This window comes from Pseudoduganella violacea, assembly GCF_014191875.1.
Lineage (GTDB): Bacteria > Pseudomonadota > Gammaproteobacteria > Burkholderiales > Burkholderiaceae_D > Rugamonas > Rugamonas violacea_A.
Genome location: NZ_JACHXD010000012.1, coordinates 209,219 through 235,220, shown reverse-complemented (window position 1 = coordinate 235,220; position 26,002 = coordinate 209,219). Strand labels below are relative to the sequence as shown.

Sequence of the window (26,002 nt, the reverse complement as noted above, 5' to 3'; positions counted from 1 at the left end):
TCAAATGTTTTACGTTTTCTTGTCGTCATGCTTTAACTCCTCAGATAGTGGATTTTCCACCTATTGAGGTGTCCGGGCAAATTAGACCACGGCAATCTTCCAGCTTGGCCGTAGCCGCATTTCCAACTGCGAAGACGACTCCTCATTACTACACCTCCTGGTAGGGAATTTTTTCTAGACCAAGATCTTTGGCAGCTTGCAATCTGTGATTCCCATCCTGAATATCAAACGTTCCGTCGGAATTTTTCTTGACTTTGATTGGATCCAGCAGGTTGCCATTTTTTATTCCCTCAGTTGCACTAGCGAGCCTCTCTGCGTTGAGCGAGGATGTGGATCTACCGGAGTTGAATTTATCGATTGATTCTAATTTTTGGCCATCCTTTCCCGTTCCCCATGTTTTGCTGACTTTGTAGTCATAGTTATCCGGAACATGCCAAGTGGCGTCGTTTTCGATATTGAACCGCTCTAGGCCATCCTTCAAGAGGAAGGTTTGTTTTCCATCTTTTGATGACGTGTGCATCTGAATTGTGCAGCCGTACTCGAACATGTCATCTACCTTTTGCCTTAACTCGGCATTGATCCCTTCTTTCATCTCGTCCCATTTTGCTTTCGAAAGATCTTCCGGATGATTGGGGCCATCCATTTTTTGTTTTTTCGGCAGCATATTTAATAACTGTTGCTGCGTCGCGCCCATCCTCGGGGACGACGGCGGAGAAAGCGATGACGATCTGTCGCGTTTGGAGCTGTCTTCATTTGGAGCTACATGAGACGAAGCGGTCGATTCGCCTTGCACGGAGGAAGCCGTAACATGAGAGGGTGGGACAGAACTGCGTACGGGACTTGGAAACATATTTTTACCTTTAGCGAGCGTGACGGGAAATCAGTCAAAACCATGTCGGATTGATTGAAAAATGTTCTGATGAGTGACGCCACTTGGCTACAGGTTCCATATGTGGGAATGCCGGTGGGGACACGATGCCGGCGCACGAAGACAAGGCTTGGACACGCGGTCGAAAGCCAACGGGCGCTTCTTCACTTCGCAGCATCGAGCCACATCGATTCCCGCTTCAGCCATTCCCTCGTCCATACGTCACGCTTACAACAGCATGAAAATTCTTCTTGCTTTAGCCGATTACCAATTCCATAATCAAAAAAAATGAGTGGTCATTCATTATGGAGACGACGATGCGTAGAAGTGCAACTGGTATGGGCCCTGTTTGCAGTGGCCACCCCCTGTATCTTGCAGTCCTCGCCGTGCTCGGCGCCCCGCCTTCTGGCGCGTTGGCGCAGGAGGCGCCCGCCCATCCGGCCGCATCGGCCGATGCACTTGAAACCGTCGTCGTCTCGGCACAACGCCGCCGCGAGCCGGCGCGCGAAGTCCCCCTCACGGCCAACGTTGTTCGCGGCGAAGACCTGGAGCGCTCCGGCTATCAGTCGCTGGGCGACCTTGCTGCCCTGCTGCCGGGTGTGAATTACAACGCAGCCGGCAGCGGCTCGGGACAAAGCCAGGTCACGATGCGGGGCATTTCGACCGGTGCGCAGGTGGGCGCCACTGTCAGCATGTATATCGACGACGTCCCTTTCGGCTCCAGTTCCGGCTATGCCGGCGGCGGCTCCAGCGCGCTGGACCTGGGTTTGTTCGACCTGACCGCCACCGAGGTATTGCGCGGTCCCCAAGGCACGCTGTACGGCGCCGGGGCAATGGGCGGCCTGATCAAATATATCGCTACCGAGCCCGATCCCGGCGCAAGCACGGCCAATGTCACAGCCGAATTGTCGGGCGCCAGACATGGCGGCTTGAGCCACGTGGCGCGCGGTGTGCTGAACCAGCCGCTGCGCGATGGCGTTGCCGCGCTGCGCGCCACGCTGTATCAGCGCAAGGAAGGCGGTTTCGTCCGCGACAGCAATCATCAGAACCACATCGTCGACGGCTTGAAGACCGATGGCGCGCGCTTGGCCTTCCTGCTGACGCCCACCAAGGCCTTGTCCTTGCGCTTGACCGCGCTAACCCAAAAGCAGCAACGTGACGGGTCGTCAACGGAAGATGTCAGCCTTGTCAGCGGACAGCCCATCGATAGCCGGCGGACCAAGCGCCTGTTCGTCGGCGAGCCGGTGACGGTACGCAACGATCTGGTCTCGCTTGCCGTCAAAGCCGACTTGAGCTGGGCCACCCTGGATGCGATCAGCGGCTGGCAGCGTTCCCGCAATGACGGGCGCTCCGATTCGTCCGCGTTGTACCGGCCTTATCTGGCGCCGCTCGGCATTGATGCGCCGGGCTACGCGCTGGACTATGCCTTCTACAACCGCAAACTCACCCAGGAAGTGCGGCTGACCTCGCCCCGTAGCCGCAGCCTGGAGTGGCTGATGGGCGCCTTCTACACCAAAGAAGCAGCCTCCAAGTCGCAACATCTGCAGCCGCTCAACGCGCGGCTGGAACCGGTCCCTCCCCTGTTGGCGGATGCACGGTTCCCTTCGACCTTCCGCGAAACGGCCCTTTTCGGCACCGCCACCTACTTCCTGAACGAAGGTAGCGACGTGACGCTGGGCGTGCGCCGCAGCCGCAACAGCCAACATCTGGACCTGCGCTTTGACGGCCTGTTCGCCCCGGCTCCGCAACCGGCTGCCGATTCTTCCGAAGGCGTGACGACGTGGATGGCGACGGCGCGCTGGCGGCCGGCGCCGCGGCAAGCGCTCTATATTCGGGCCGCCAGCGGTTACCGTCCTGGCGGCCCGCTGCCGGTGATCCGCAACCCGCTCACCGGCCAGCCGCTCAACCAGCCGGCATACGCCTCCGACTCCTTGTGGAGCTACGAAGCTGGCTGGAAAGGCGACCTAATGCCGGGCAAGGTATCGGCCGAGTTGGCGCTGTACCAGATCAACTGGAAAGACATGCAGGTCTTTACCACCTCCGCTGGCTTTTCCGGGATCGGCAACGCCGGGCGCGCCCGTTCACGCGGGATCGAGGCCACCTTGCGCGCCAGTCCGGCTCAAGGCGTACGGGTCGCCGCCGCGCTCAGCCTGATCAATGCCGAACTGCGCGACGACAACCTCAGCCTCGGCGGCAAAGCCGGCGAGCGCCTGCCCGACACCGCGCGGGTGGCCGGCGCCTTGCAGCTCGACCGCGATTTTGCGCTGGACGGCCATGCGGCTTATTGGGGAGCCTCCCTGCGTTATACCGGCGAGCGCTTCAATACCTTCCAGCAGTCGCCGGCTAATCCTGCCTACCGTTTGCCGGGCTATACGCTGATCGATTTGCGCGGCGGCATGGAACTCGGCCGCGCCAGCGTCGGCTTCTTCTTGCGCAACCTGCTGGACCGGCGCGCACAGACCTCGGCCGACACCTCGCTGAGTACGCTGGGCGCGCCAGCCCGGGTCAACCTGGCGCCGCCGCGCACGCTGGGCATCCAGCTGTCCTATGCCTTCAATTGATTGGAGTGTCCCCATGCTGATCTCAACCTTCATCGACCACGTCGACTTCAAGCAACCATTATCGATCGCCGGCCGCACCCTGGCTGGCCAGCAGGTGCTGCGGATCTCCGCGCGCTATCGCGGCTGGGCCGCCGAAGCCGAGGCCGCCGGCGTCTTTTACCTTGAAGAGTCGGGCGCGACTATGCAACAGCAAGTGCAGGCCTGCCTGGATGACTTGCCCTCCGACCTGCCCGGCATGTGGCAACGGGTACAGCAGATGCCGGCCGGCGGCGCGCGCAATGCGCTGGACTGGATCGTCTGGCAACTGGAGGCGGCGCAACGCGGCACGCCCGTCTACCACCTGGCCCATCTGCCGGGACTGCGGGCCAGGACCACCATGGTCACCCTGGGTGTCGCCAGCGCCGCAGGCATGGCGGCCATGGCCCGGCAATATCCGGCCGCCCGTGCCCTCAAACTGAAGCTCGACGGCAGCGCCGAGGACGCGGCACGGGTAGCCGCGGTCCGGCAAGCCAGACCGGACGTCAGCCTGTCGGTGGATGCCAATGAAGGCTGGACCATCGCCCACCTGGACCGCATCATGGGCAGCCTGCTGCAGCATCGCGTGGAACTCATCGAGCAGCCCTTGCCGGCCAAGGACGATGCCGCGCTGGAGAGCTTCCGTTCGCCGATTCCCCTGGCGGCCGACGAATCGCTGCAGACACTGGATGACCTGGAGCAGGTCGCGCGGCGCTACCAGGTCGCCAACATCAAGCTCGATAAATGCGGTGGACTGTCCGCCGCGCTGCCGCTGGCCGCCAGCGCGCGGCACCTGGGTTTGCGCGTCATGGTGGGCTGCATGGGCGGCCGCTCGATGGCCCTGCTACCCGCCTTTATTGCCGCGCAAGAGGCCGATCTGGTCGATCTCGACGCGCCGCTGTTGATGGCCAGCGATAACCAGCCGTCCGCCCGCTACCAGGACGGCTGCATTGTCTTTGATGCGGCGGCCTATGCGCCGGCCGCCGCGACCGTGCGCGCGACGATCACTTCCGTCCCGCAGGCCCGGCATGCAGGCGCGTAACCAGCATCCGTGCCGCCGCAATCTTCGCCTCCATGACGAGCGGCACGCCAATCAGCATCTGGGCCTGGGCGGCAATCAGGAGCGACAACAGGCTCTCCCCGATCGCCAGCACTTCGTCCTTGTTGCGCTTGGCGGCCCGCTCGCCCACACGCAGCACGGCATCGAACAGGGCGCTGCGCAGTTTTTCATAGTTTTGGATGACCACCGCTTGCACTTCAGGGCTGCGGCGGGCAATGGCCGCGACTTCCAGCGCGGTACGGGCGGCCTGCCCGGCAGTATCAGGCACTTCCTGCTGGCGCAGGATGGTTTCAACCAGTGCTAGCAGGTCGGCGGTGTTGTTGCAGCCGGCCAGCGGCACGCCATTGAAGTCCGCCGTCTCGATGAGCGCTACCAGAATGGCTTCCTTCGAACGGAAATGCACGTAGAGCGAGCCTACCGACAAACCAGCTTCCTTGCTGACGTCGCTTACCGATGCTTCATACAGGCCCTTGCGTTCAAACACCGCGCGGGCGGCGGTCAGGATTTGTTGGCGTACTGCGGCCATATGGCTGGGATCGCGTTTAGGCATGATTTAAAAAAGAACGATTGTTTATTCATTTTATAGTGAAGGAGACCGCAATGACCAGTAACGTTACGGAAAAGCTCGAAGCAGTGCTGTCCGGCCTCGCAAACAATGCCAGCCCTGGCCTCATCGCCAGCGTGCAGCGCGGCGGCATCTCGCTGCTGCGGCGCGGCTGCGGGCTGGCCAGCCTGGATTCGGGCCTTGTCAACAGCCCCGCCACCAAGATGCGGATAGGTTCCACCACCAAGCATTTCTGCTGCGCCCTGGCGCTCATGCTGCGCGATGAGGGCAAGCTGTCCATCGACGAGCCGATTGCGCGCTGGCTGCCAGAACTGCCGGCATCGCAGGGCCGCCGCACGTTGCGCCAGCTGATGAACCATACCGGCGGCATGCGCGATTACCTGGACCTGTCGCTGCTCTCCAATGGCTTGACCATCGCTCCGGCGGAGGCCGCCTTTGACTACCAGTGCCGCCAGCAGGAGGAAAATTTCACGCCAAATGAGCAGTTCATCTACAACAATGGCGGCTACCGTCTGCTGTCCATGGTGATCGAGCGCGTGCTCGGCCAGCCACTGGCGCAGGCGATGTACGAACGGCTGTTCGAACCGCTGTCGATGTACGACACGGTTCTGTGGGCCAGCGACCTTGAGCCGCTGCCCGGCAGCGCAATGACCCATCTGGCCCAAGCCAACGGCAATTTCACCAAGAGCCTGTTCCCGGCTGTGATCCTGGGCGAAGGCGGGATCGCTTCCACGCTGGACGATATGCAGCGCTGGCTGAAGCATCTGATCGCGCCGACACTGTGGCCGCACTCGCTGTCCGAAGAAATGATGGCGCCAACCACGCTGGCCAATGGCTACATCAGCCCCTATGGCCTTGGGCTGATCCGCGATCGCTGGCGCGGCATTACCGTGCTGCACCACGCCGGCGGCGTTGTCGGCGGAAACTGCCAGATGCTGGCCGCGCCGGAGCATGACATCCAGGTCATCGTGATCAGCAACCGCAGCGATCTCAACTCGGCCGAGATCGCGCAAAAGCTGCTGGCCACCCTGGTCGAAGAGGAATTGACGGCAGAACAAACGCCGGCCGATCCGCGCCTGGTTGAATCGCTGGGCGGCGACTATTACTGCGCCGACAGCGGCCGGTATTTTGCCATCGAAGCGCGCGATGGCGTCCTGTATCTGAACAGCTTCGGCATGCCGCTGCCCCTGCTGGGGGGCGCTGACGGCATACTGCGCGTCAACCTCTTGTCGGTCATTGTGCTCGCGGTCGAGGCGGTATCCGACAGCCATGGCGCCGTCACCGCCATCAAGGTCATGGAGCAAGGCAGCACCCATGTTTGCGAACGCGTTGCGGCCCCACTGAAGGCGGCCAGCAGTATTGCGCCCTTCTACGGCAAATGGCGCTGCGACGAACTGGGCGCCGATATCGTGGTCGAAGCCGGCGAACCCGACATGCTGCGCATCGTTGGCCTGTATGGCCGCAACACCTTCAAGCTGCAAGGGCTGCGCGGCGACGTCTGCCTGCTGCTCAGCCAGGATCCGCATCTGCCCATGCATGGAACTTTGCGGCTCCGCCACAACGCGGCCGGCAAGCGCGAGCTGCTACTCGACACCTCACGCACCCGCTGCTTGCGCTTGCAGGAGTACCCTGTCCATGGCTGACACCTCTTTCCCCAAGCGCACGCTGGCGGCCGGCTTTGGCGCGGGGACGCTCGGTTCGACGCTGAGTGCCGGCGTCGTTCCACTGCTGTTCCTGTTCTACCTGACCGAATTTGCCCACGTGCCGCCCGCGCTGGCGGGGGTCTTGCTGGCGATTCCCAAAGTGTCCGACGTGCTGCTCGATCCGTGGATCGGGCGCTGTACCGACGGCTGGGCACGCAAGGCGGGCAGCCGCGGCGCCCTCCTGGCAGCCAGCGCCCTGCTGCTGCCGCTCTTGCTGTTGCTGTTGTTCATACCGCTCGCCAGCCTGCCCTTATCCTTGCGCGCCTTCCTGGTCGGCGTGCTGCTGGTGGCACAATCGCTGATGCTGACCGTCTTTTCAGTCGCGCATACGGCGCTTGCCGGCGATATCACCGACACCATCGCCGGCCGCAGCACGCTGATGGCGGCCCGGGCGCTGGGCCAGACCCTGGCCGGCTTGCTGGTCTCCATCCTTGCCCCGCAACTGGTGGCGGCCTTCGGCTCCGGCAGCGCCGGCTACCTTGGCATGGCGGGCGTGCTCGCGGGGGGAGCGGCGCTGTCGCTCAGCCTGTGCTGGCTGGCCGTGCGCCGCATTCCTCTGCGCGCAGGCGTCGAGGCCAAAGCCGCCGTGCCATTGCGGACAGCGCTGCGGGGCACCTTGCGCAACCGTACTTTCTATTGCGTCGTGCTGGTCCTGGTCCTGCTTGGCATGGCTTCAGCCGCCCTGTTCGCGGCGCTGCCCTACGCCAACCAGCACCTGCTGAAAGCCGGACCGGCCAATCTGTCGGCGCTGCTCACGTCGATTTTCCTGTCGCTGCTGGTTGGCGTCACCGCTGCGCCCATGCTGACGCGCCGCTGTCGTCCCAGCGTCCTGCTTGCGGCCGCCCTGCTGCTGGCCTTCATAGGCACGCTCTGGCTTACCGCCGGGCCACGTGAGAATGGCTCGATGATTGCCGGCGGCGCGCTGTTCGGCCTGTCCTGCGGTGTGCTGACGGTGCTGATTTCTACGCTGGCCATGGAAGCGGCCACCAGCTCCTCCAGTCAAGGCGAAAGCCTGGGCCTGTATCTGGGCATCCTGTTTTCCGCGGAAAAGCTGGGCCAGTCGCTGGGGGGCATCGTGGTCGGCTTCGGCCTGGAATGGGTGGGGCCGCTGCAAGGCGCGCCGGCGGCAGCGGCGCTGCAGCGCCTGGGTAATTATTCATCGGGCTGCCGGCCGCCGCGCTGCTGGCGGCGCTGCTGGCCCTGCTGCCTTTGACAACGCTGGCGGCACGCGGCGGCGCACAATCGATCAAGGAGTATCAGGCATGAAAATCTTTACTTCCGCCCTGGTCACAGAAACCAATACGTTTTCCGCCTTTCCCACCACGCTGGGCTCGTTTGAGGAATTGGGCATCGTGCGCGGCCCGGTCACTGACGATGCGCTGAACGACGTAGGCCCTATCGTCAAACAGTGGCGCCGCCTGGCCGGAGAATATGGCGATACCGTGCATGAAGGGATCTACGCAATTGCCCAGCCCGCCGGTACGGTGGACGCCGCCGCGTACCGGCAATTGCGCGGCGAAATCCTGGCCGCGCTGGAACAAGCCATGCCGGTCAACATGGTGCTGCTGTTCTTGCACGGCGCCATGGTCGCCGAGGGTGTGGACGATTGTGAAGGCGAGCTGATCGCCGCCGTGCGCGCGCTCGCCGGCCCCGATTGCGTCATCGGCGTCGAACTCGATCCCCATTGCCACATGAGTCACGCCATGACCAGGCAAGCCGACGCCCTGATCCTGATGCGCGAGTATCCGCACATCGACTATGAAGAGCGCGCCATCGAGCTATTCGAACTGTGCCGTGCAGCCGCGGCCGGCAAGACCCGGCCGGTCATGGAAGTGGCCGACTGCGCCATGGTCGGCTTTTATCCCACCACGGCGCAACCGATGCGCGGCCTGGTCGACTTGCTGGCCGAGGTCGAGCGCCGCCCCGGCATCCTGTCGGCAAGCTATGTCCACGGTTTCCCATGGGCCGATGTGCCGGACGCGGGGACCAAGGTCGTGGTGGTGGCGGACCAGGACCGCGCGCTGGCGGCGCGCACCGCGCACGAACTGGCGCAGGCGCTGTACCGCGTGCGCCGCGAACTGTTGCCGCGCCTGGAAAGTGCCGCCCAGGTGCTCGACCCGGCGCCGGCCGGTCCGTTCCCCGTGATCCTGGCCGATGCCGGCGACAACCCCGGCGGCGGTGCGCCCTGCGACCATACCGGCCTGCTGGCCGAGCTGCTGCGCCGCCCCGCGCTGCGTTGCGCCTTTGGCATGTTGTGGGACCCGGCTGCGGTCGACGCCTGCCATCTGGCCGGCATCGGCGCCGTGATCCAGCTGGCCATCGGCGGCAAAACCAGTCCCGCTTCCGGCACGCCGCTGCAGCTCCAGCTGACCGTGTGCGGCTTGGCCGAGCAGCATAGCCAGCAGTTCGGCACCATGAGCGACCCGCTGGGACGTGCCGCCTGGGTCCGCTGCGGCGCGGTGGACATCGTCCTGGTCAGCCGGCGCCAGCAAGTCCTGTCGCCCACGGCTTTCACGGGCCTGGGCGTGCCGCTGCACGAGGCCACCGTGATCGCAGTCAAATCCAGCCATCACTATTACGCCGAGTTCTCCCGGCTTTCCACCAATTGTCACGTGATAGAAACGGGCGCGGCGCTGTCCATGGACTTTGCCCACCTGCCCTATCGCAAGCGCGGCAAGGCCTACTACCCGGCGGTGGCCGATCCGGCCCCGGAGCTGGCATGATGGCCGTCGAGACCGCTTCCCTGCGCCGCGTAAGTTCGCCAAGTTGCGCCCGGATCGAAGTGGACGGACGCAGCCTGCTCAACTTCGGTGGATCGGCCTACCTCGGGCTGGGCGGCAACGCGGCCCTGCTCGACGCCGGGGCGGCGGCCCTGCGCCGCTTTGGCGTCCATTCGCAGCTGGGGCGCCATTATGGCTATGCACTGGCTCCGAACCTCGAAGCGGAGCAAGCCGCCCGCGCGTATTTCGGCGTCGACGGCGCAATGTATTTCGGGACGGGCTACTTGTTCGGCCTGATCGCGATTCCCGCCCTGGCGGAATGCTGCGACGCGATCTTCATCGACGAAGCTGCGCATTACAGCTTGTACGACGGCGCCCGCGCATCCGGCAGGCCCATCCATACCTTCCGGCACTGCGACGCCGCCGACCTCGGCCGGCAACTGGCGCATAAGCCAACGGCTGGCGCCCGGCCCATGGTCGTCACCGATGGCATGTTCGCCACCCGGGGCACGATAGCGCCGCTGGCCGACTACGAGCGCCTGCTGCGGCGCCACGCGGGCTGGCTGGTGGTGGACGAATCGCACGCCTTCGGCGTCCTCGGCGCGCAAGGCCGTGGCGCGGTGGAAGCCTGCGGCATCGCGCCGGACCGCGTGGTGGCTGGCGGCTCCATGTCCAAGGCGTTCGGCGCACACGGCGGCATTGCACTCGGGCCGGCCCGCATCATCGACCTGCTGTGGCGCGCTCCCGCCGCGCGCGGCGCCGCCCTGGGCAGTTCGGCCGGCGCGGCGATGACGGCCTGCAGCCTGCAACTCGTGCGCAGCCAACCCGAACTGCGCGAGCGCCTGCGCACCAATACCCGATTACTGAAACGCAGCCTGCGCCAGTTGGGCCTGGCCATCGACGACAACGACAGTCCGGTCAGTGCCTTCATCGTCGGCGATGCGGGCCGCATGCGCAGCATACAGGAAGCCCTTATGCAGGAAGACATTTTTATCACCTACTCCCAATACGTCGGCGCCGGTGCGGAAGGCGTGCTGCGCGTTGCCGCCTTTGCCGACCATCAGGCCTCGGACATCCATCGTCTGCAAAGCGCCTTGGGCGCCATCCTGCTTGGCGCGCCCGCCCGCGTCGGCCTGCGATCCGCAGGCGCATGATGATTACCTCACACGAACCCCAAGGACTTTCATGCACATGAACCCTCTGCCCTTTTCCAAATACTGCCGCGCCGGTGGCCTCGTCTTCCTGTCGGGCGAATTGCCGCTGGGGCCGGACGGCGCCATCCCCGCCGGCATCGAAGCCCAGACCAGCCTGGTACTTGAACGCATCGGCGGTACGCTGTCCGGCATCGGCCTGGGTTTGCAAGACATCGTCCAGGTCACGGTCTATCTGACGCACGCCGAGGACTTCGCCGCCTTTAACGCCACTTACCAGCGCCATTTCGCCGCGCCCTATCCCGTCCGTACCACCGTGGTCGCGCCCCTGGTGCTTCCCGGCGCCCGCGTGGAAATCACCGTGGTTGCCGAAGACAAGCCGCCGCACGCCGGCGCGGAGCAACAATGAAAAGTGAAATCCTGGTGATCGGCGCGGGCATGGTCGGCACCTGCACCGCGCTCGAACTGGCCCTGCGCGGGCACACGGTGACTTTGCTGGACCGCCGCGCGCCAGGCCAGGAAACCTCATACGGCAATGCGGGCGTCATCCAGCGCGAAGCGGTGGAACCCTATCCGATGCCGCGCAAGCTGGGCTTTCTGTTATCGGCGGCGCTCGGCCGCGATCCCAGCGTCAGCTATCATCCCTCGGCTGTGCTGGCGGCGCTGCCCCGGCTGTGGCAATACTGGCGCGCGTCGGCGCCAGGCCGCCACGCCGCGATCAGCCGTGATTACGCCGCCCTGATCGCACACGCCACGAGTGAGCACGCGCGCCTGATGCAGATGGCTGGCGCGGATGCGTTGGTGCGGCGCGAAGGGCTGCGTCTGGCGTTCCGTACCGGCAAACCGTTCGCCGCCGCCTTGCAGGACGCGGCCCGGCTTGAGCGTCGATACGGCATTGGCTTCCGTGCCCTCGACAGCACAGAACTGGCGCGCGCAGAGCCGGCTTTCCACACGCCCTTGGCCGGCGCTGTGGATTGGCTGGATTCATGGAGCGTATCGGACCCCGGCAAGCTGGTGGAGCGCTATGCCGCCCTGTTCCAACAACGTGGAGGACGTCTGGTGCAGGGCGATGGATTGACCCTGCGGCAGTGCGGCGCCGCGTGGCAGGCCGACAGCGTGGAAGGCCGCATCGATGCCGCGCACGCAGTCATTGCCCTGGGTCCGTGGGCTGAAACCCTCACCCGTCGCCTCGGCTATCGCCTACCGCTGTTCGTCAAGCGCGGCTATCACCGCCACTACGCAGGCGGCGCCCAGCCAGCCGTCCCGACCCTGGACGCGGAACGCGGTTACGTCATGTCGCCACAAAGCCGCGGCCTGCGCATTACAACGGGCGCTGAAATCGCCAGGATCGATGCCCGGCCAACGCCGCAGCAACTGGCGTTGGCCGAACAATCCGCCCGCCAGTTGCTGGATCTGGGCACGCCTGTCGAACCCACGCCCTGGATGGGCAGCCGCCCTTGCGTCGCCGACATGCTGCCCGTCATCGGCGGCGCCGGCTGGCACGCCAAGCTGTGGTTCAACTTCGGGCATGGCCATCAAGGCTTCACCCTGGGGCCGGCAAGCGCGCGCCTACTGGCGGACTTGATTGACGGTGTACCGCCCTTTATCGATGCGCGAGGCTACTCTCCGCAGCGTTTCCTGGCGCGATAAATGCCGACACCGCCGCATACCGCCATTCCTCAGCGCGCCGGACTTGTGTCGCGCTGAGGCCGTGGGGCGGTCAGTTATAAACCATCAGGAATTGCTGCATGTAAAGCTGGAGGCCGCGTTGATATCGCCGCTGCCCTTGTACTTCGGCCAGGAGGGATATGGGCAAAGCGGGCGCGAGCGGCCACGGGTTGCGGATACCGTGTCCGTGCTCGCGAGCGCATCCGGCGCTACGCCGTTGGTGACCCAGTTGTCCAGCGCCTTCATCGCGTCCCATGAAGGAACATACACGCCAACGCCATGCCCGAAGCCGGGGACGCTGTAATACCGCATGAAGCTATTCACCGTCTGTTGGCCCATGCGCGCCACAACAGTCTTGACATAATCCGTTGTCGCATTCGGACTGACTGCCGTATCGGCAGCGCCATGCAGCAGTATCAGCTTGCCGCCGCGGGCATTGAATGCCGATAGATCAGGATTGCTTGCGCCAATGATTTTGGAAAGATCGACCACGCGTTGCTGGTATTTTCCTGGATTGATTGGATCAAAACCGAGCGCCGGATAGTTTACATCGCGGGTAACGAAATAGCGCAGCCATTGCACGCCTTGGGCAAAGAGATAGCCGTTCGGAATCGCCGCCGGTGTGTCGAGTAATACTTCCGAGGTGCCGAGACCTAGCCCTGCGGTGCTGATCAGGCTGAAGTCAGCGCCTTCGAAGGCATTGTAACCAGCATACCGCGTGACATCGTCAGCCAAGGCGTATGGAAGTTCTAATCCTTTATACAGAATATCGATCACCGCCAATTGCGCATCGGACAAGCAGGTATCGCCGGTATCCTGGCCGTCTGGGCAACGAAGCGAGGCGCGCGTTGTTGCGGCAAGCGATTTGCAGGCGGCAATATTCGAGATGATTCCGTCGTTCGCGCCGTCGAGAGCATCGCAAGCGGAGGTTGCTGCCTGCTTGACCAGCACTTGTTTGGCCGGGTTGAGATAGCCGCCCGCCACTTTATAGTTCGCTTTGCCAACAGGAAAGCCAATCATTCGAACCCCGGAGAAGAAAGCAGTGGGCGCGCCAACAAAGGCGCCGTCGTAGTCGGCGGGAAAGCGCTGAATGGCAGTGAGGCTTTCGCGTCCTCCGGTAGAGGCTCCGGCAAAGTAACTCTTGAAATCCACCTTTTGGCCAAAATAGCGCCGCAGGACGACGGCAACCGCGTCATGGGTTTTCTTGATATGGGCGTAACCGTAATTGATGAGTGCCTCGTCGTTACTTGCGAACGAAGCATCGACAATGCCGTTGACGCTTTGGTGTCCCGAGTCGCTACCGTAGGTGGCATAGCCTTGCGCCAGGGGCGTTACATCGCTTGGTGCGAAGGGGATGCCGGCCAAGCCAGTCACAATAGCCCCGTTGTACCCGCCGCCGCCCATTTGCAGGGCGCGATGGTTCCAGTTCCTTGGGATATTCAGTTGGAACTGGATATCCGGAGCGGTCGGATCGACCGGCTTAATCGCGCCTTTGACCATGCAGTATTCGCCGTTCGTATTGCCGCTGGCGGTGGCTGAAATCATTGAAGCGGATACGATGCCCGCGCCGGTCGTCGGCAGCCCGATCAAAGATGCGGAAATTGCGTGGCCGGCCAGCATGGAACAGGCGGCTGCGGGATTTCCGTTGTGGGCGGCAAGCAGCCCGTTTTGTTCGATGGAGAGGTCATTGTTGCCGCAGGCGCCGAGGGTCAGGGCCATTGCGCCGGCAACTACGATCGATACCCGGCGATTCCTTGTAGGTATGTCCCTTCCCTGTTGGTGTGAATCCGGCGCATAAATGTTCAGTTTTTTCATAATGGTTTTATTGGCAAAATTTACAACGTTTAAACGCAAATTGCAATTAACGCAACATCACACTATCGTCCTGCTACTACTGGAACCTCCCTGGGCATGCGCCGGAAACCGTCAAACCACGCATAAAAAATATTTCCACTAAATTAAATGTAACCCGGCATCAACAGATCGTGCAAGTACACAAGTTCGAACAGCTCGGCGTGCCGGTCAGCGCTGTCGCGGGGATGATGCCGCCCTGCTCTTTCTGGCGGCGGCGCGCGGGTACAAGATTTCGACACCGAACATCTCCTCGATCGGCACGTGCTGTTCGTCCTCCCTTTCCGCCCTGGCCTTGCGTCTGACATGACCCGCCAGCAGTCATGTGAAAGCAATCCACTCCGCCAATATCACTGGCTGTAATAAGAATGTAATAAAGAGGCATATAGCTGACTTAATCCCCCCCCATTTTTCGCAGTTTATCAAACGGGGTAAATCGTGCATGGCATTTATTTTTAATAAGAATATAAAATTTTTATCGAAGGAGGCGAAATAATGCGGGATCGTTATTTTCTGAGAGATTTTCATGAAATCGTTGTGTTAGTGTTATTGCGATTCTCGGCATAGCCAAATGCGCACTATTAAATCAATATTTTTAGGGATCATGGTAATTGAAATTTCTTCAAGTTGTAAGCGCTTCCGGTTTAGTCAATTAATACCTGCCGACCTCAACACTAACCACGAAAAGGAAACTCAATGAAATTGCTTACCGCCGCACAGCTGGATGCAACGCTCGCTCATACGCGACAGATTGGTGTCTCGAATATCGATTACGACAAGTGCTCGCAAGAGCTGATCGATCATGGTTATTCGATCCTGACCATCCCGGTCCACTTGCAAAAGGATTTCTGGAAAACGGTCGAGCTGTACCCCACCATCTCCGGGACCAGCAAACGTGAGTTTGCCTATCCCGATAGAACCGACGGCTTCATGCCCTTCGGCATGGAGTATGCCAACTCGACCAACAATGTCGACCTGTGCGAGCGCTTCTGCTACCGCGACAAGTACCGCTCCGATCATCGCCAGCATGCGTTTGCCGACCACCAGTTCTACCGTCACATCGTCGACTTCGAAAGCGGCATCTCGGCGATTGCCGAGCTGGTCCTCGCCAATATCATGCAAAAATTCTCGATCGCCGAGCCCTTGGAAACCCGCAGCAGTTCCTATCTGCAGTTCTGCGCCTATAATAAGGAATACCGCAAGCAAGACCGGGAATATCTGCAGGACCGCCACGAAGACGGCCACCTGATTACCTTCGTCAAGGCCACGCGCGATGGACTCGTGATATTCCCGAACGGCGAGCAGCAGCGTGTGATATTGGCCGACGATGAAATCATCGTATTCACGGGATCGTTGCTCACCGAAATGTCGGATAAGCGCATTCCTTATATGGACCACGCGGTACTCAATCCCGCCGTCCAGGTCGAGCGTTCTTCCCTGGTTTATTTCGTTATTCCGGAGCTGAAGCGAAAATATACGAGTTTTATCGAGCGGCGCCATCTCGACCTGGAAAAAATTGCCAATGAAAACCACGAGAGTTTCGGCAATATTCCCTTTACCGTGACGGCCGAGGCATAAACTCGGCGGAGTTTCTCAGCCATCATATCGATGTATTCGCCGCGCTGGTCGCGGCGATTTATTGCGCAGGAAAAACATGTTATCTGCTAGCGGCTATTTGCAAGGGTTGACGTTGGGTATGGGGCTGATCATCGCCATCGGGCCGAAAGACGCGTATGTCATTCGCCAAAGCCTGCTGGGGCGGCATCTGCTGGTGATGATGGGGATCTGCGTTGGGGCCGATATCGTGCTGATCGCCTTGGGCACGCTGGGCCTCGGCACCGTCGTGGCGCGGCATGACTGGGTCATGCAGGCAGCCGCGATAGGCGGCGCCCTGTTCCTGTGCTGGCACGGCCTGGCGGCGCTGCGCTCCGCGCTGGGCGAGATTGCCGTGCCGGACCTGTCGAACGGGTCCGACATCAGCTTGCGGCAAATCGTCAGGGGCACTTGCGTGATGTCGTTCCTGAATCCGCTCGCATTGCTCGACAGCGGGCTGCTGATCGGTGTCATCAGCGGCACCAAGCCTGAAAGCGAGCGCCTTGGCTTCGCGGTCGGGGCCATCAGCGCTTCCGTGATCTGGTTCTCGCTGCTGATTGGCGGCGCGCGCGTGGTCGCGCCGCTGTTCCGGATGCCGGTCATGTGGAAGGTGCTCGACTTCACGATCGCGGCAATCATGTTCGTCATGGCCTTCGTGACCGTGCATAGCGCGCTGGCTGGCGGCGGCAGCGTTTGAGTCTGCCTCCCTGGAGGTGTTCCCGTTTGAGCGCCCTGCCTATCCACGCACGGCCTCGCTCGGCCTCACTCGGCTGCCGGCGGAGCGAGGCTATACAGCACAACGTCGGCCATGCTGCCGTCGCGGCGGCGGCGTCCGCCCGCGGTCGTGCTTTGCCGCTGGAATCCGCAACGCAGCGCCAAGGCGCAGCTGCGGACATTGTCGGTATCGCAGCGATAATTCAGGCGCGCATGCGGCCAGCGGGCGTGGACTGCCTGGATGCAGGCGTTCAAGGCCTCTTCGGCGAGTCCGCAGCGCTCATAGCGCTGCCGCAAAAATATGCCCACTTCGATCTCGCCGTCCACCACGCCGCCGACGTAGCACTCTCCGGCCAGTGAGCCGCTGCGATCCCACAGCGAAATGATAAATCGTCGGCCGCCCTGCCACTCTTTGGCGAGGAATGCCACCAGCCCGGCCGCGTTGTCCACGCCTTGCAGCTTGAAGACCGGGTCGACCAGCACCTCGGCCAGGCGGCGGCGCTCTTCCTCAACCATTTGCAGCAGTTGCGCCGCGTCGTCCTGGCGGTAGCGCCGCAGTACCAGGCGCGCCGTTGCCAGGCGCGCGGGGAAGGTAGGCGGCCTAGTCATCGCGCATGCCTGTCTCCAGCCAGCGGCAGATCATTTTCGCCTTGGCCGGCGCCAGATCGCGTGAGGGCGGGAAGTGCAAGGGATCTTCGCGGGGCAGGCTCAGCCAGCGGTGCAGCAAGGTGGCGTTGGCGCGCACGCCATCATGGCTATCGATTCCCAGCACTGCCGCCACGCCGGGGTAGATGCGCGCGTAGTACGACAAGATGGGTTCGATATGGTCCGCCCAAACAGGCTCGGCCACTTCCGCCACCTGGTTGAACACCAGGATGGAGAGCACGCCGCCGCCGGACTGGCGCGTCAGCTCGCCGGCTTCCTGCCAGGCGCCGCCACCGAGGTAGTATAGCTGCGAGTCGATAACCGCGCGCCTGGGCGGCAGCGGCTGCGGACTGCGGGCCTCGACGCGCAGCAGTCCGACGCCATCCGCGTCCGTGAGCACTTGCGCCGGGAACTCGACGCCGCTGCGTGGACGGTTGTTGCCTTCATGCGCAGTCAGGCGTAAATCGATGGCTTCGTCCGGCATCGCTTGGCCGGCATGGCGCGCGTGAAACTTGACGGTTGCGCTTTCTCCCGGCGCCAGCCGGAGCGACGTCGGCTCGCAATGGATCCACTTCAGCGAAGCATGCTCCTGCAACAGCAATGCCGAGGCGCCGAGGCGCATGGCCTGGATTGCCAGAGGATGGCGACACAGCAGTGCGTGCTGGGCTTCGCTGATCGCCAAATCAACCAGACCGCCATTCCGCTCCAGCGCCGCGCGGCTGTAATCGAGGGCGTGTTCATGCAGTGCCACCGGGCCGTCGTCGCTCAGCGCCACGAGCCGCAGGATACCCAGGTCCTTCGATTCCCCCGCAGGATGCAGCAGCGGCATGGAATTACCCAGGTCCAGCGTCAATTTCAACTCATCGCTATGCAGCTTGTAATAGGCGGGACCGCAAACCGAGCCGGCGGGGTTAAGACGCCGCTCAGACGGGAAATTGATTGCTTCGCCGTTTCTTCCCGGGCCGATCACGCCCACGATGCGGCCATAGTTAAAACCCGCCAATTCCGGCTTGCCCTGGTAGGCGTCGAGCATGAATTTGACCGATACGCCGCTCTGGCAGCGTTCGCGCAAGCCCTGGACCAAGCCGTCCTGCGGCCCCAGCCATTGAATGTTTTCCAGCCGCATCAGCGACTGGAAGACACCAGCCGCCATCTGGTCGCCCCTCTCGCTCGGCACCCTGCCGTACCACAGGTCAAACAGCGTGGCGGGCTCAAGGCGGCCCTCAAAGCCCGAGCCATCCTGCAGCAGGACGCGCAGCGCCAAGCCGAATATCTGGGAGAGCGATTGCTGGTCCGGGTCGAGGTCCACCATCTTGGCGTACGGGACGCCGGAATGGATCGCCCCGAATGCCTGCCCGCCTACCGGCGACGCCGCCATGCCATGCGCGCCACTGACAACGCAATTGTCCAGCAAAAAATTATGCAGGCCGTATGGATTGATGTATTGAAAGCCCGCATACTCCTCGGTCATTTTAGCGCTCTGGCGGCGCTCATTCATGGGCAGCAACCTCACGTCCGGCGAAAAATTGGCCAGCTTATTGTTAATCGTGCTGGGATTCGTAAAGAACCGCCCATGGAAATATAGTCGCGGCAGGTCGAAATAGCTCATGCATGCGCAGGCGCATAAACGTCAACGCGCTCCAGCAGCTGGTGGCCAAATCCGGACAGGAAACGTTCCGATTTTTCTTTCAAACCGCGCATGGTTTCCCGCAAGCCCGAGGTCAGTTGCTCCGCCCGTCCCAATTGTTTGGCGTTGGCCATGAAGATTGCCAAGCCTATTGCCACATACAGGGAATGGAAGGCGATATTCACGCCGCGCGGGTATTTTTTTATGGCCGACACCACCAGACCATCGTCGGGCGCATACCAGTGCGGCGTAATGAATATTTTCTCAACCAGGTCCGCCAGGAAGATTGTGTTGTGAATATATTCATGGACAATGTTTTCGGCGAAGTCCAGCATCGTCCAGGAAGGGTTCGGATTCAGCCATATCAGCCCCACCATGGATGAGACCGTCCCGCTGCTGCCCTCGCGCCGGACGCAGACGATGGCGCCCAGCATGGACTGGATCGCATCGTGCAAGCGCTCATCGACGGCCTTGATAAAACTCAGGGCATCGCTGATGCGGCCGGCAATGTGCTGTTCCTCATCGGGCGAATAGTATTGCTGCTGCGCGTAGGAAATCAGGCCTTCGCGGCGCAACTCCTCCTGCAATACCGGGTTATGGAATGAGACGACAATCTCTTCTTTGCATGGAATCGATGTTTTCTGAATGGCATTGAGACTGGCAATATAGCTGCGCTTCAACGATGCCGCCTCGGGCAGATAGCCGGTGATGGCCACAATCGCGCGCACCTGGTTGGCGACGTTGCGCGCGACGTCGAACGGGGCATAGCGATTTTCCTCCAGCAATGCCTGTAGCGAGGGCAAGGTCTCCGGTTCGGGTTTCGCCGCCTCCGCCGGCCCGGCTTCGAGCTGGCGCCGCTTGTCTTCGGCTTCGGCTGCGCGCGGATCGATCGGGCCGTTTGCGGTGGCTGGCAAAGGCGGCAGCGGCTCTGCCGGCAAGGCCCCGTACATCATGTTGATCGATGAATACCACTTTATATTCTCTTTGACGACGGCCAGATGGCTGTCGTCAGCGTTGAATTGAGCGATGGACTCTTCAGCCAGCGTGCGTATCAGGGCGGATTTCATTTCCGAGATGTCCTTATTCCAGGATGCCAATACCAGCCCGCGTGCAACAAGCGGCACGCAAGGCTGGCGCCATATGCAGCAATGGACAGTGGCCTATTTCGCTGGCCGTTTCAGCAAGCCGTCCGCAACCTTGCGGTCGTCCTGCACTTCCAGGCAGGGCGCGGCGTCGCCGCGATCAATTTCCACCGGCGACTGGCTCATGCCACCGGCCTGGTGATTGGTCGCACCCCATACATATTGCGCGGCAGGCGGTTGCGGTGCGGCGGCCTGGGAGCCCCACACGTATTGGGCCGCAGGAGGTGGCCCGGAAGCCTGCGAGCCCCAGACATATTGCGCTGCGGGCGGTAGGCCGGCATATTCGGCGCTGGGCAGCAGCGACCGCACATGCACTTGGGCATCGGGGGTTATTTCAATTTCATGCAGCACGCGTCCCTGATGTGTCACTCGGATTTCCATAATATCTCCATGAAAGGGTTGGTTTACTTGCATGATCAATGGCGCCTCGGGAAAAAGGCACAATTCACAATAGCAGACCAAAATATGAAGATATTCTCCAAATGTCACGGCAATTCCATGCAATTGAGGAGTCTCTGGCGCTTACCAATTCGAATATTGTTTTCGACTCGGGGCAAATGGTTAAGCGGTAACTAGCACGGCGCTAGACCAGGGGGCAATGACACGCCAGCCAAGGCGCGTATAGAGCGCGCGGCCATCCTCCGTCGCCACGAGCAGCCGCTCACCTATGCCGGCTTCTTCGGCGATGGCGTCGAGCGCCTGCATGACGATGCTGCCAAGGCCTCGGCGGCGATGGGAATCCGCTGTTTCGATCTGGTCGAATACCGCGCAGCCGCCATGCAGTACCACGCGGCCCGACGCGGCCTGCTCCTGATTTTCGTGCAGGATGCGCACGACCTGCGCGCCGTGCTGCCGCTCGCGGACTATTCGATACCCTGGCGGCGGCGCGATCCGGTCCTTCGCCTGCGCCGGTCCGGCCATGAGATAGCCGGGGCTTTCAATGCTCCAGCGCGCCGGCAGCGCGTCTCTCAACATCCCAGGTTCGACCGCGGCTTTGAGAAAGATGTAGGGCTCGTGTATGCCCTCGGCGCAGGCTTGCAGCGCATGTCCGGCATCGGCGAAAACGTAACGCCGCAATTGCGTCGGCATGCAGACTTCAACGACCAGGCCTTCGCCATAGGGCAGCGGTGCGGGCACGCCGCGGGACAGGCTCCAGCCGGTAAGCCAGCGTTCGATCAATGCGAGGTCGATGGTCGCCAAGACGAGCTCTCCGTGAATGTCAGGCCGATAGCCTAGCATTAATCCCGAATCGCTGCATCGATGGTCCCTGCGGTCAAAACCCTTCGCGCTGGAACAGCAGCCGGCCCGCGCCAAATGTGCACTTCACGTCGGCGAATCGCTTTACGTCGGCGGCGGGATCGCCATTCAGGACCACAAGATCGGCAGCCATTCCCGCTTCGAGCCGGCCGCGCCGCGCTTGCTTGCGCCAGCGGGCAGCCGGTCCGGTGGTGAGCGAGGCGAGGATCTGCATCGGCGTCATGCCCGCTTGCGCCATCAGGCTGTATTCGTCGGCCGGGTCGAAGTCCGTCATATAGCCCACATCCGTACCAAAGAGCACCTGGCCGCCGGCATCGATATAGGCTTTGAGCTGCCGCTCGGCCAGGCCGACGATCTTCTCGCGCACCTCGGCTGGAACGTGCTCCTTATCCAGCTCGTAGCGCCATAGCTTCAGGGTCGGCACAACGGACACCTTGCGCGCCACCATCCCGGCGATCAGCTGCGCATCCCAGGATGAGCCGGCGGGATCGATGGTGGTGTGCACGATGATGTCGGCGCCAGCCGCAACGGCGCTACGCACGCCCTCGGGATCGGTCGGATGGGCCATCACGAGGCCGCCGAGCCTGTGCGTCTCATCCGCCGCCGCGCTGGCGATCTGCGGGTTCATGCGCCTTATCTCGCCCTGGCCCATTGGCGCCGCGACGAACAGCTTGGTTCCATTGGCGCCGTCGGCAAAATTGCGGAGCACCGTGGAGATTGCTTCCTCGGCGCTCGCCGGCTGGGCCAGCTGGCGCAGAACCGCCGGCGGAAGCTGGCGAAGATAGAAAGGAATGCCGTTGTGCGGATAGAGCGGCGAACCTGCCGTCAAGATTTCCGGCCCAAGCACGGCGCCGCTGGCAATGCGCTGCCTCAGCGCCGAGGTGTTGGCAAGCTGCGAACCGGTATCGACCACCGTGGTGTAGCCAAAGCGCGTCAGCATCCTGGTCAGCGATTGTTCGAGCTCCCCTGGCGTCCGCGTGGCCGCATTGGCGAAGGAATCGTCCGTGAAATGCACATGGCTATTCTGGAAACCTGCCGCGATGACGCCGCCGTTGCAGGCCTTGGCGCCTGCGCTGCCCGCCACCGGCGGTGTGCCGGTGCCGACGGCCTCGATCTTGTCGCCGTTTACCAGCAGCCACGCATTGGCGAGCGGCGGCCGGTCCGGCGCTACGTAGAGCAGCGAACCCGTGACGAACCATCGCTTGTCAGTTGGCGCACTGGCGGGTTGCGTCGATGCGTGGCCAGCCATGCCGATGAAACCTGCAAACGCCAGCAGGCGGAAGATTGCCGGAACGCGGCTTTGGGTGGAAAGAGGATGCATTGATCGTCCTGGAAAAATGGATCACGCGATGGCTTGCCGGCGCCAAGGATAGCATCTTTCCAGTGTTAAAAAAGCATGATTTTCCGCCCCGTTTTACGCGTGCTGGCGCCGTTGGGTGGAGCAAGAAAACCGGCGCCTAATCCTCGATACGCCGGATCGGCGTCGCCAGCATCGCCGTCAACGACAATACCAACAAGGCCAATCCCGACAGCAGGAACAGCAACTGGGGTGAAAGCATGCGCAAGGCCAGGCCAAACAGCACCGCCGAGAGCGGCGCCACGCCGACCAGAATAAAGGTAAAGAAGCCCATGGCCCGCCCCAGCATGGCCAACGGCACGCGCCGCTGGATCCAACTGAAGACGGCGACCTGGACGAAGCCGCCCAGCAGCCCCACCAGCAGCAGCAGTGGTATGCCGGCGCCGGTTTGCCGCACTAGGGAAAACGCCATGAACAGCATGGCAATGACGGCATCGGCGCATAGCAGGCTGAGGCCAAGCGTGCGCAAGCGCCAATTGGGCCGCCAGGTCGATAGCAGCGAGCCGCACAGCGCCCCCGCGCCATAGCCGGACATCAGCAGTCCCAGCGAGGCGACATCGGATTGCGGCCAGCCATATACCAGGGTCGGCAAGGCAACCTGGATCGGGCCGCCCACGAAAAACGTGACCAGGCCGAAATACAGGTACAGGGTGCGCAAGGGCCGGTCCTGCCATACGGCGGCCAAGCCTTCCCACAGCGCTTTCGCCGGCGGCGGCGGATGGGCGCCATCCTGCGCCACCTGCACGCCATGCAAGGTCCAGGCGGAAAGGAGGAAACTCAGGCAATCGAGCGCAAAGACCACGCCCAGGCCGGCATTGGAGAGATCGCCGGCGTGCTTGTCGCCGGCAAAGACGAGGATCAGGGCGCTGCCGGCCAGCGGCCCCAGCAACAGGGTCACCTGGCGTAAGCTCATCAGCGCGCCATTCGCGGCCATGAGCGACTCGCGCGGCAAGATCCGGGGCAACAGGCTGCTGCCGGCCGGCAAACTGAAGGCCGAGCACAGCCCCATGCCCAACACCAGCACGTGGATCATCCACAGCTTGACGGTGGAGGTGAAAATCAGAATGCTGAACACGCCCAGCATGGCGGCGCTTAAATACTTGGTCCACAGCAGGACGGTTTTCGGCAGATAGCGGTCAACGGCGACGCCGCCGAACAGAATCAGCAAGGCGCGCGGCAAACCCAGCGCCGCAAAGACCGTCCCCAGGGCCAGGGCATCGCCGGTGATGCGCAAGACCAGCCAAGGCAAGGCCAGCAAAGTGATCTGGTCGCCCAGCATGGAAACGAAACCGCCGCCAACCAGGCGGCGGAAATTCCTGTCGGCCCAAAGGGCGAAGCGGGATTCGGCAGGCTTAACCGGCTGCACCGGAGCGGCGGAAGAACTCACCTGCTAGGCCACCGCGGCCAGATTCAGGGACTCGTTATGCCAAAGCGCTCCGCCGCTGCGTTCCAGGAAAATGCTGGTTTGCCTGACGAATTCGCTGCAATCGTTGTGCTGGCACAGCAGCATATACGCCTGCTGGTAGGCCTGGGCAAAGGGCCGGTCGTGCGCGGCCATTGCCTCATACAGGCGGTCCACCGGCGCCGCGGCGCCGCTGGCGCGCCGCACCAGGGCGTTGCCGACCAGGGAAAACAGCGTGGACGCCAGATAAACGCGGTCGAAGTGGCCTTCCGTCAGCGTCAGTTTAGCCAGGCAGTAAGTCATGCGGATGCGCGCGATGGGGGCGATTTCGTCGGTCTGCGGCAGCACGCGCCGGCTGACCTGCTCGCGCACCAGCTCCTTGAACTCTTCCAGCACGTCGGCGCTGCCATGCAGCAGGATGCTGTCCTCGATGGCGGAACTGAATACGCGCAAGCCCATTTTTTCCTGAATATGCAAGGCTTCGGTCAAGCTGGCGCGGTCGAAAATAAATATTTCCAGACGCAAGCCACGGTATATCTGCAGTTTCAGCTCGGGCTTGGCGCCGGCCGCCATCTGGGGCAGCAGGACCAGAATATCCAGGTCAGAGAATGCGCCGGGGTTTCCACGCGCGAAAGAACCAAAGAGAAAGGCGCAGTCGCTGGCCGAATAATTTTGTGTAACAAACTCGCCTGCCACTTCCAATATTTCGGCTTGCTCTAGCATGGCGCCCGATAAAGGCACGATCAATCCGGGAAAAGCGCGATTCAGTACCGACTCAATCAATGGCGTCTCCTAATGAAATTAATTCACCCATAATCCAGCATGAGGTGGCGATGTTACATTTGTAATTATGTGGATGTCAACACCTTGCGTGATAACTGGAGTGCCGGACCGCCGGACGGCCTGCCGCGAATTGCCTACAGTAAGGACTTGGATTACAATTGCCAGGATTAAATTGACGATAACAGGCGCCGCCTGGGGAGGAGCAGCAGACAGCCTTGCGCCGGTTCCGGCCCTCCTCCACATCACATCTAAGCGAATCCGCTGGCATTCAGACAGAAGTGATATGCAGGAAGCATTCCTTCCACTTCTATGATGTGCCTTACAAAGAGTGCAATCAGATGACCAATCCCATCTTTCTTGATTTTGAATCCAATCTTGCGGAGTTGACCGGCAAGATCGAAACCCTCCGTTTCGTCGAAGACGATTCGGCCGTCGACTTGTCTGAGAATATCGATAAGCTAGTCAGTAAGGCGAATAAACTGACCAAGGATATTTACGCCAAGCTCACGCCCTGGCAAATCGTGCAGGTGGCGCGCCATCCGCAGCGGCCATATACGCTGGATTATGTCGAACATATATTCACCGACTACCATGAACTGCACGGCGACCGTGTTTTCGCCGACGACCAGTCGATTGTCGGCGGCCTGGCCCGCCTGAATGGCAAGGCGTGCATGGTGATCGGCAATCAGAAAGGCCGCGACACCAAAGAGCGTACGCTGCGCAATTTCGGCTACCCGCGCCCGGAAGGCTACCGCAAGGCCTTGCGGCTGATGAAACTGGCCGAGAAATTCTCGATTCCCGTTTTCACCTTTATCGACACGCCCGGCGCCTGGCCCGGCATCGACGCCGAAGAACGCGGCCAGTCGGAAGCGATCGGCCACAATCTGTATGAAATGGCCAAGCTCAGGGTGCCGATCATTTCCACCGTGATCGGCGAAGGCGGCTCGGGCGGCGCGCTGGCGATCGGCGTCTGCGATACGCTGAACATGATGCAGTTCGCGACGTATTCGGTGATTTCGCCGGAAGCCTGTTCGTCCATCCTGTGGCGCAATACCGAGCGCCAGGTCGACGCGGCCGAAGCCCTGGGCTTGACCGCGCACCGGCTGAAGGCGTTGAAGCTGGTGGACCGCATCATCAACGAGCCGCTGGGCGGCGCCCACCGCAGCCACAAGGAGGCGGCCCAGTCCGTCAAAAAGACCCTGCTCGAAGGCTTGCGCCAGCTCGACAATATGCCTGTCCGTGAACTGCTCGACCGCCGCCATGAGCGCCTGCTCAGCTTCGGCGAGTTCCGGGTTCAGGACGGCGGCAGCAACGGCTAAA

General features: G+C 62.1%; 22 protein-coding genes. 11 read left to right on the top strand and 11 right to left on the bottom strand.

What is annotated here, in order from left to right; genetic code table 11:
* Positions 1-148: 148 nt before the first annotated feature.
* A complete protein-coding gene (locus tag FHS03_RS20235; RefSeq protein ID WP_183442741.1) occupies positions 149-664 on the bottom strand; it encodes a ParB/Srx family N-terminal domain-containing protein in 516 nt (171 codons plus the stop codon).
* A 590-nt stretch (positions 665-1,254) separates the two neighbouring features.
* Between FHS03_RS20235 and FHS03_RS20230 the strand changes: the two genes are divergently transcribed.
* Both FHS03_RS20230 and FHS03_RS20225 read left to right on the top strand, forming a co-directional pair.
* Positions 1,255-3,429: a TonB-dependent receptor gene (locus FHS03_RS20230; protein WP_183442740.1), complete on the top strand. Its 2,175-nt coding sequence runs from the start codon at positions 1,255-1,257 to the stop codon at positions 3,427-3,429.
* 13 nt (positions 3,430-3,442) lie between these two features.
* Positions 3,443-4,486, top strand: a complete 1,044-nt coding sequence (locus FHS03_RS20225) for an enolase C-terminal domain-like protein (protein ID WP_183442739.1) — start codon at positions 3,443-3,445, stop codon at positions 4,484-4,486.
* On the opposite strand, the gene FHS03_RS20220 is transcribed toward FHS03_RS20225, so the two are convergent.
* Positions 4,449-5,054, bottom strand: coding sequence for a TetR/AcrR family transcriptional regulator (locus tag FHS03_RS20220; protein WP_183442738.1), 606 nt, complete (start codon positions 5,052-5,054; stop codon positions 4,449-4,451). The two genes, FHS03_RS20225 and FHS03_RS20220, sit on opposite strands and share 38 nt — an antisense overlap.
* 50 nt (positions 5,055-5,104) lie before the next feature.
* On the opposite strand from FHS03_RS20220, the gene FHS03_RS20215 reads away from it, so the two are divergent.
* Genes FHS03_RS20215 through FHS03_RS20190 form a run of 6 tightly spaced genes read left to right on the top strand, consistent with a single transcriptional unit; the run spans position 5,105 to position 12,293 of the window.
* Positions 5,105-6,712: a serine hydrolase domain-containing protein gene (locus tag FHS03_RS20215; RefSeq protein WP_183442737.1), complete on the top strand. Its 1,608-nt coding sequence runs from the start codon at positions 5,105-5,107 to the stop codon at positions 6,710-6,712.
* Entirely contained in the window at positions 6,705-7,985 is a 1,281-nt protein-coding gene (locus FHS03_RS20210) for an MFS transporter (RefSeq protein ID WP_183442736.1), read from the top strand. Before FHS03_RS20215 ends, FHS03_RS20210 begins: the two co-directional genes overlap by 8 nt.
* 49 nt (positions 7,986-8,034) lie before the next feature.
* Positions 8,035-9,495, top strand: a complete 1,461-nt coding sequence (locus FHS03_RS20205; protein WP_183442735.1) for a M81 family metallopeptidase — start codon at positions 8,035-8,037, stop codon at positions 9,493-9,495.
* On the top strand, positions 9,492-10,646 hold the full coding sequence (locus FHS03_RS20200; protein WP_183442734.1) for an aminotransferase class I/II-fold pyridoxal phosphate-dependent enzyme: 1,155 nt from the start codon (positions 9,492-9,494) through the stop codon (positions 10,644-10,646). The genes FHS03_RS20205 and FHS03_RS20200 overlap by 4 nt, the downstream gene beginning before the upstream one ends.
* A 31-nt stretch (positions 10,647-10,677) precedes the next feature.
* The gene (locus FHS03_RS20195) at positions 10,678-11,052 is read left to right on the top strand and encodes a RidA family protein (protein ID WP_183442733.1); all 375 of its coding nucleotides are present in this window, start codon (positions 10,678-10,680) and stop codon (positions 11,050-11,052) included.
* Complete coding sequence (locus FHS03_RS20190) at positions 11,049-12,293, top strand: NAD(P)/FAD-dependent oxidoreductase (RefSeq protein WP_183442732.1); 1,245 nt, start codon at positions 11,049-11,051, stop codon at positions 12,291-12,293. The genes FHS03_RS20195 and FHS03_RS20190 overlap by 4 nt, the downstream gene beginning before the upstream one ends.
* A gap of 84 nt (positions 12,294-12,377) precedes the next feature.
* Here the strand turns inward: FHS03_RS20190 and FHS03_RS20185 are convergent, their stop codons facing one another.
* A complete protein-coding gene (locus FHS03_RS20185; RefSeq protein WP_183442731.1) occupies positions 12,378-14,126 on the bottom strand; it encodes a tannase/feruloyl esterase family alpha/beta hydrolase in 1,749 nt (582 codons plus the stop codon).
* Between the two features lie 732 nt (positions 14,127-14,858).
* On the opposite strand from FHS03_RS20185, the gene FHS03_RS20180 reads away from it, so the two are divergent.
* Complete coding sequence (locus tag FHS03_RS20180; RefSeq protein WP_183442730.1) at positions 14,859-15,740, top strand: 2OG-Fe(II) oxygenase family protein; 882 nt, start codon at positions 14,859-14,861, stop codon at positions 15,738-15,740.
* A gap of 76 nt (positions 15,741-15,816) precedes the next feature.
* A complete protein-coding gene (locus FHS03_RS20175) occupies positions 15,817-16,452 on the top strand; it encodes a LysE/ArgO family amino acid transporter (protein WP_183442729.1) in 636 nt (211 codons plus the stop codon).
* A 65-nt stretch (positions 16,453-16,517) separates the two neighbouring features.
* Here FHS03_RS20175 and FHS03_RS20170 read toward each other — a convergent pair whose 3' ends face one another.
* The 8 genes from FHS03_RS20170 to FHS03_RS20135 form a co-directional block, all read right to left on the bottom strand.
* Entirely contained in the window at positions 16,518-17,078 is a 561-nt protein-coding gene (locus tag FHS03_RS20170; RefSeq protein WP_183442728.1) for a GNAT family N-acetyltransferase, read from the bottom strand.
* Complete coding sequence (locus tag FHS03_RS20165) at positions 17,071-18,723, bottom strand: hypothetical protein (RefSeq protein WP_183442727.1); 1,653 nt, start codon at positions 18,721-18,723, stop codon at positions 17,071-17,073. The genes FHS03_RS20170 and FHS03_RS20165 overlap by 8 nt, the downstream gene beginning before the upstream one ends.
* Positions 18,720-19,808, bottom strand: coding sequence for an aKG-HExxH-type peptide beta-hydroxylase (locus FHS03_RS20160; protein ID WP_183442726.1), 1,089 nt, complete (start codon positions 19,806-19,808; stop codon positions 18,720-18,722). Before FHS03_RS20160 ends, FHS03_RS20165 begins: the two co-directional genes overlap by 4 nt.
* A 93-nt stretch (positions 19,809-19,901) precedes the next feature.
* Entirely contained in the window at positions 19,902-20,372 is a 471-nt protein-coding gene (locus FHS03_RS20155; RefSeq protein ID WP_183442725.1) for a hypothetical protein, read from the bottom strand.
* A gap of 72 nt (positions 20,373-20,444) precedes the next feature.
* Entirely contained in the window at positions 20,445-21,083 is a 639-nt protein-coding gene (locus FHS03_RS20150; RefSeq protein WP_229426309.1) for a GNAT family N-acetyltransferase, read from the bottom strand.
* A 73-nt stretch (positions 21,084-21,156) separates the two neighbouring features.
* Positions 21,157-22,461: an amidohydrolase family protein gene (locus FHS03_RS20145; RefSeq protein WP_183442723.1), complete on the bottom strand. Its 1,305-nt coding sequence runs from the start codon at positions 22,459-22,461 to the stop codon at positions 21,157-21,159.
* 136 nt (positions 22,462-22,597) lie between these two features.
* Positions 22,598-23,884, bottom strand: coding sequence for an MFS transporter (locus tag FHS03_RS20140; protein WP_183442722.1), 1,287 nt, complete (start codon positions 23,882-23,884; stop codon positions 22,598-22,600).
* 3 nt (positions 23,885-23,887) lie between these two features.
* Entirely contained in the window at positions 23,888-24,622 is a 735-nt protein-coding gene (locus tag FHS03_RS20135) for a nucleotidyltransferase domain-containing protein (protein ID WP_260110504.1), read from the bottom strand.
* Positions 24,623-25,020: 398 nt separating this feature from the next.
* On the opposite strand from FHS03_RS20135, the gene FHS03_RS20130 reads away from it, so the two are divergent.
* Complete coding sequence (locus FHS03_RS20130; RefSeq protein ID WP_183442720.1) at positions 25,021-26,001, top strand: acetyl-CoA carboxylase carboxyltransferase subunit alpha; 981 nt, start codon at positions 25,021-25,023, stop codon at positions 25,999-26,001.
* The last annotated feature ends 1 nt before the right edge of the window (position 26,002 follow it).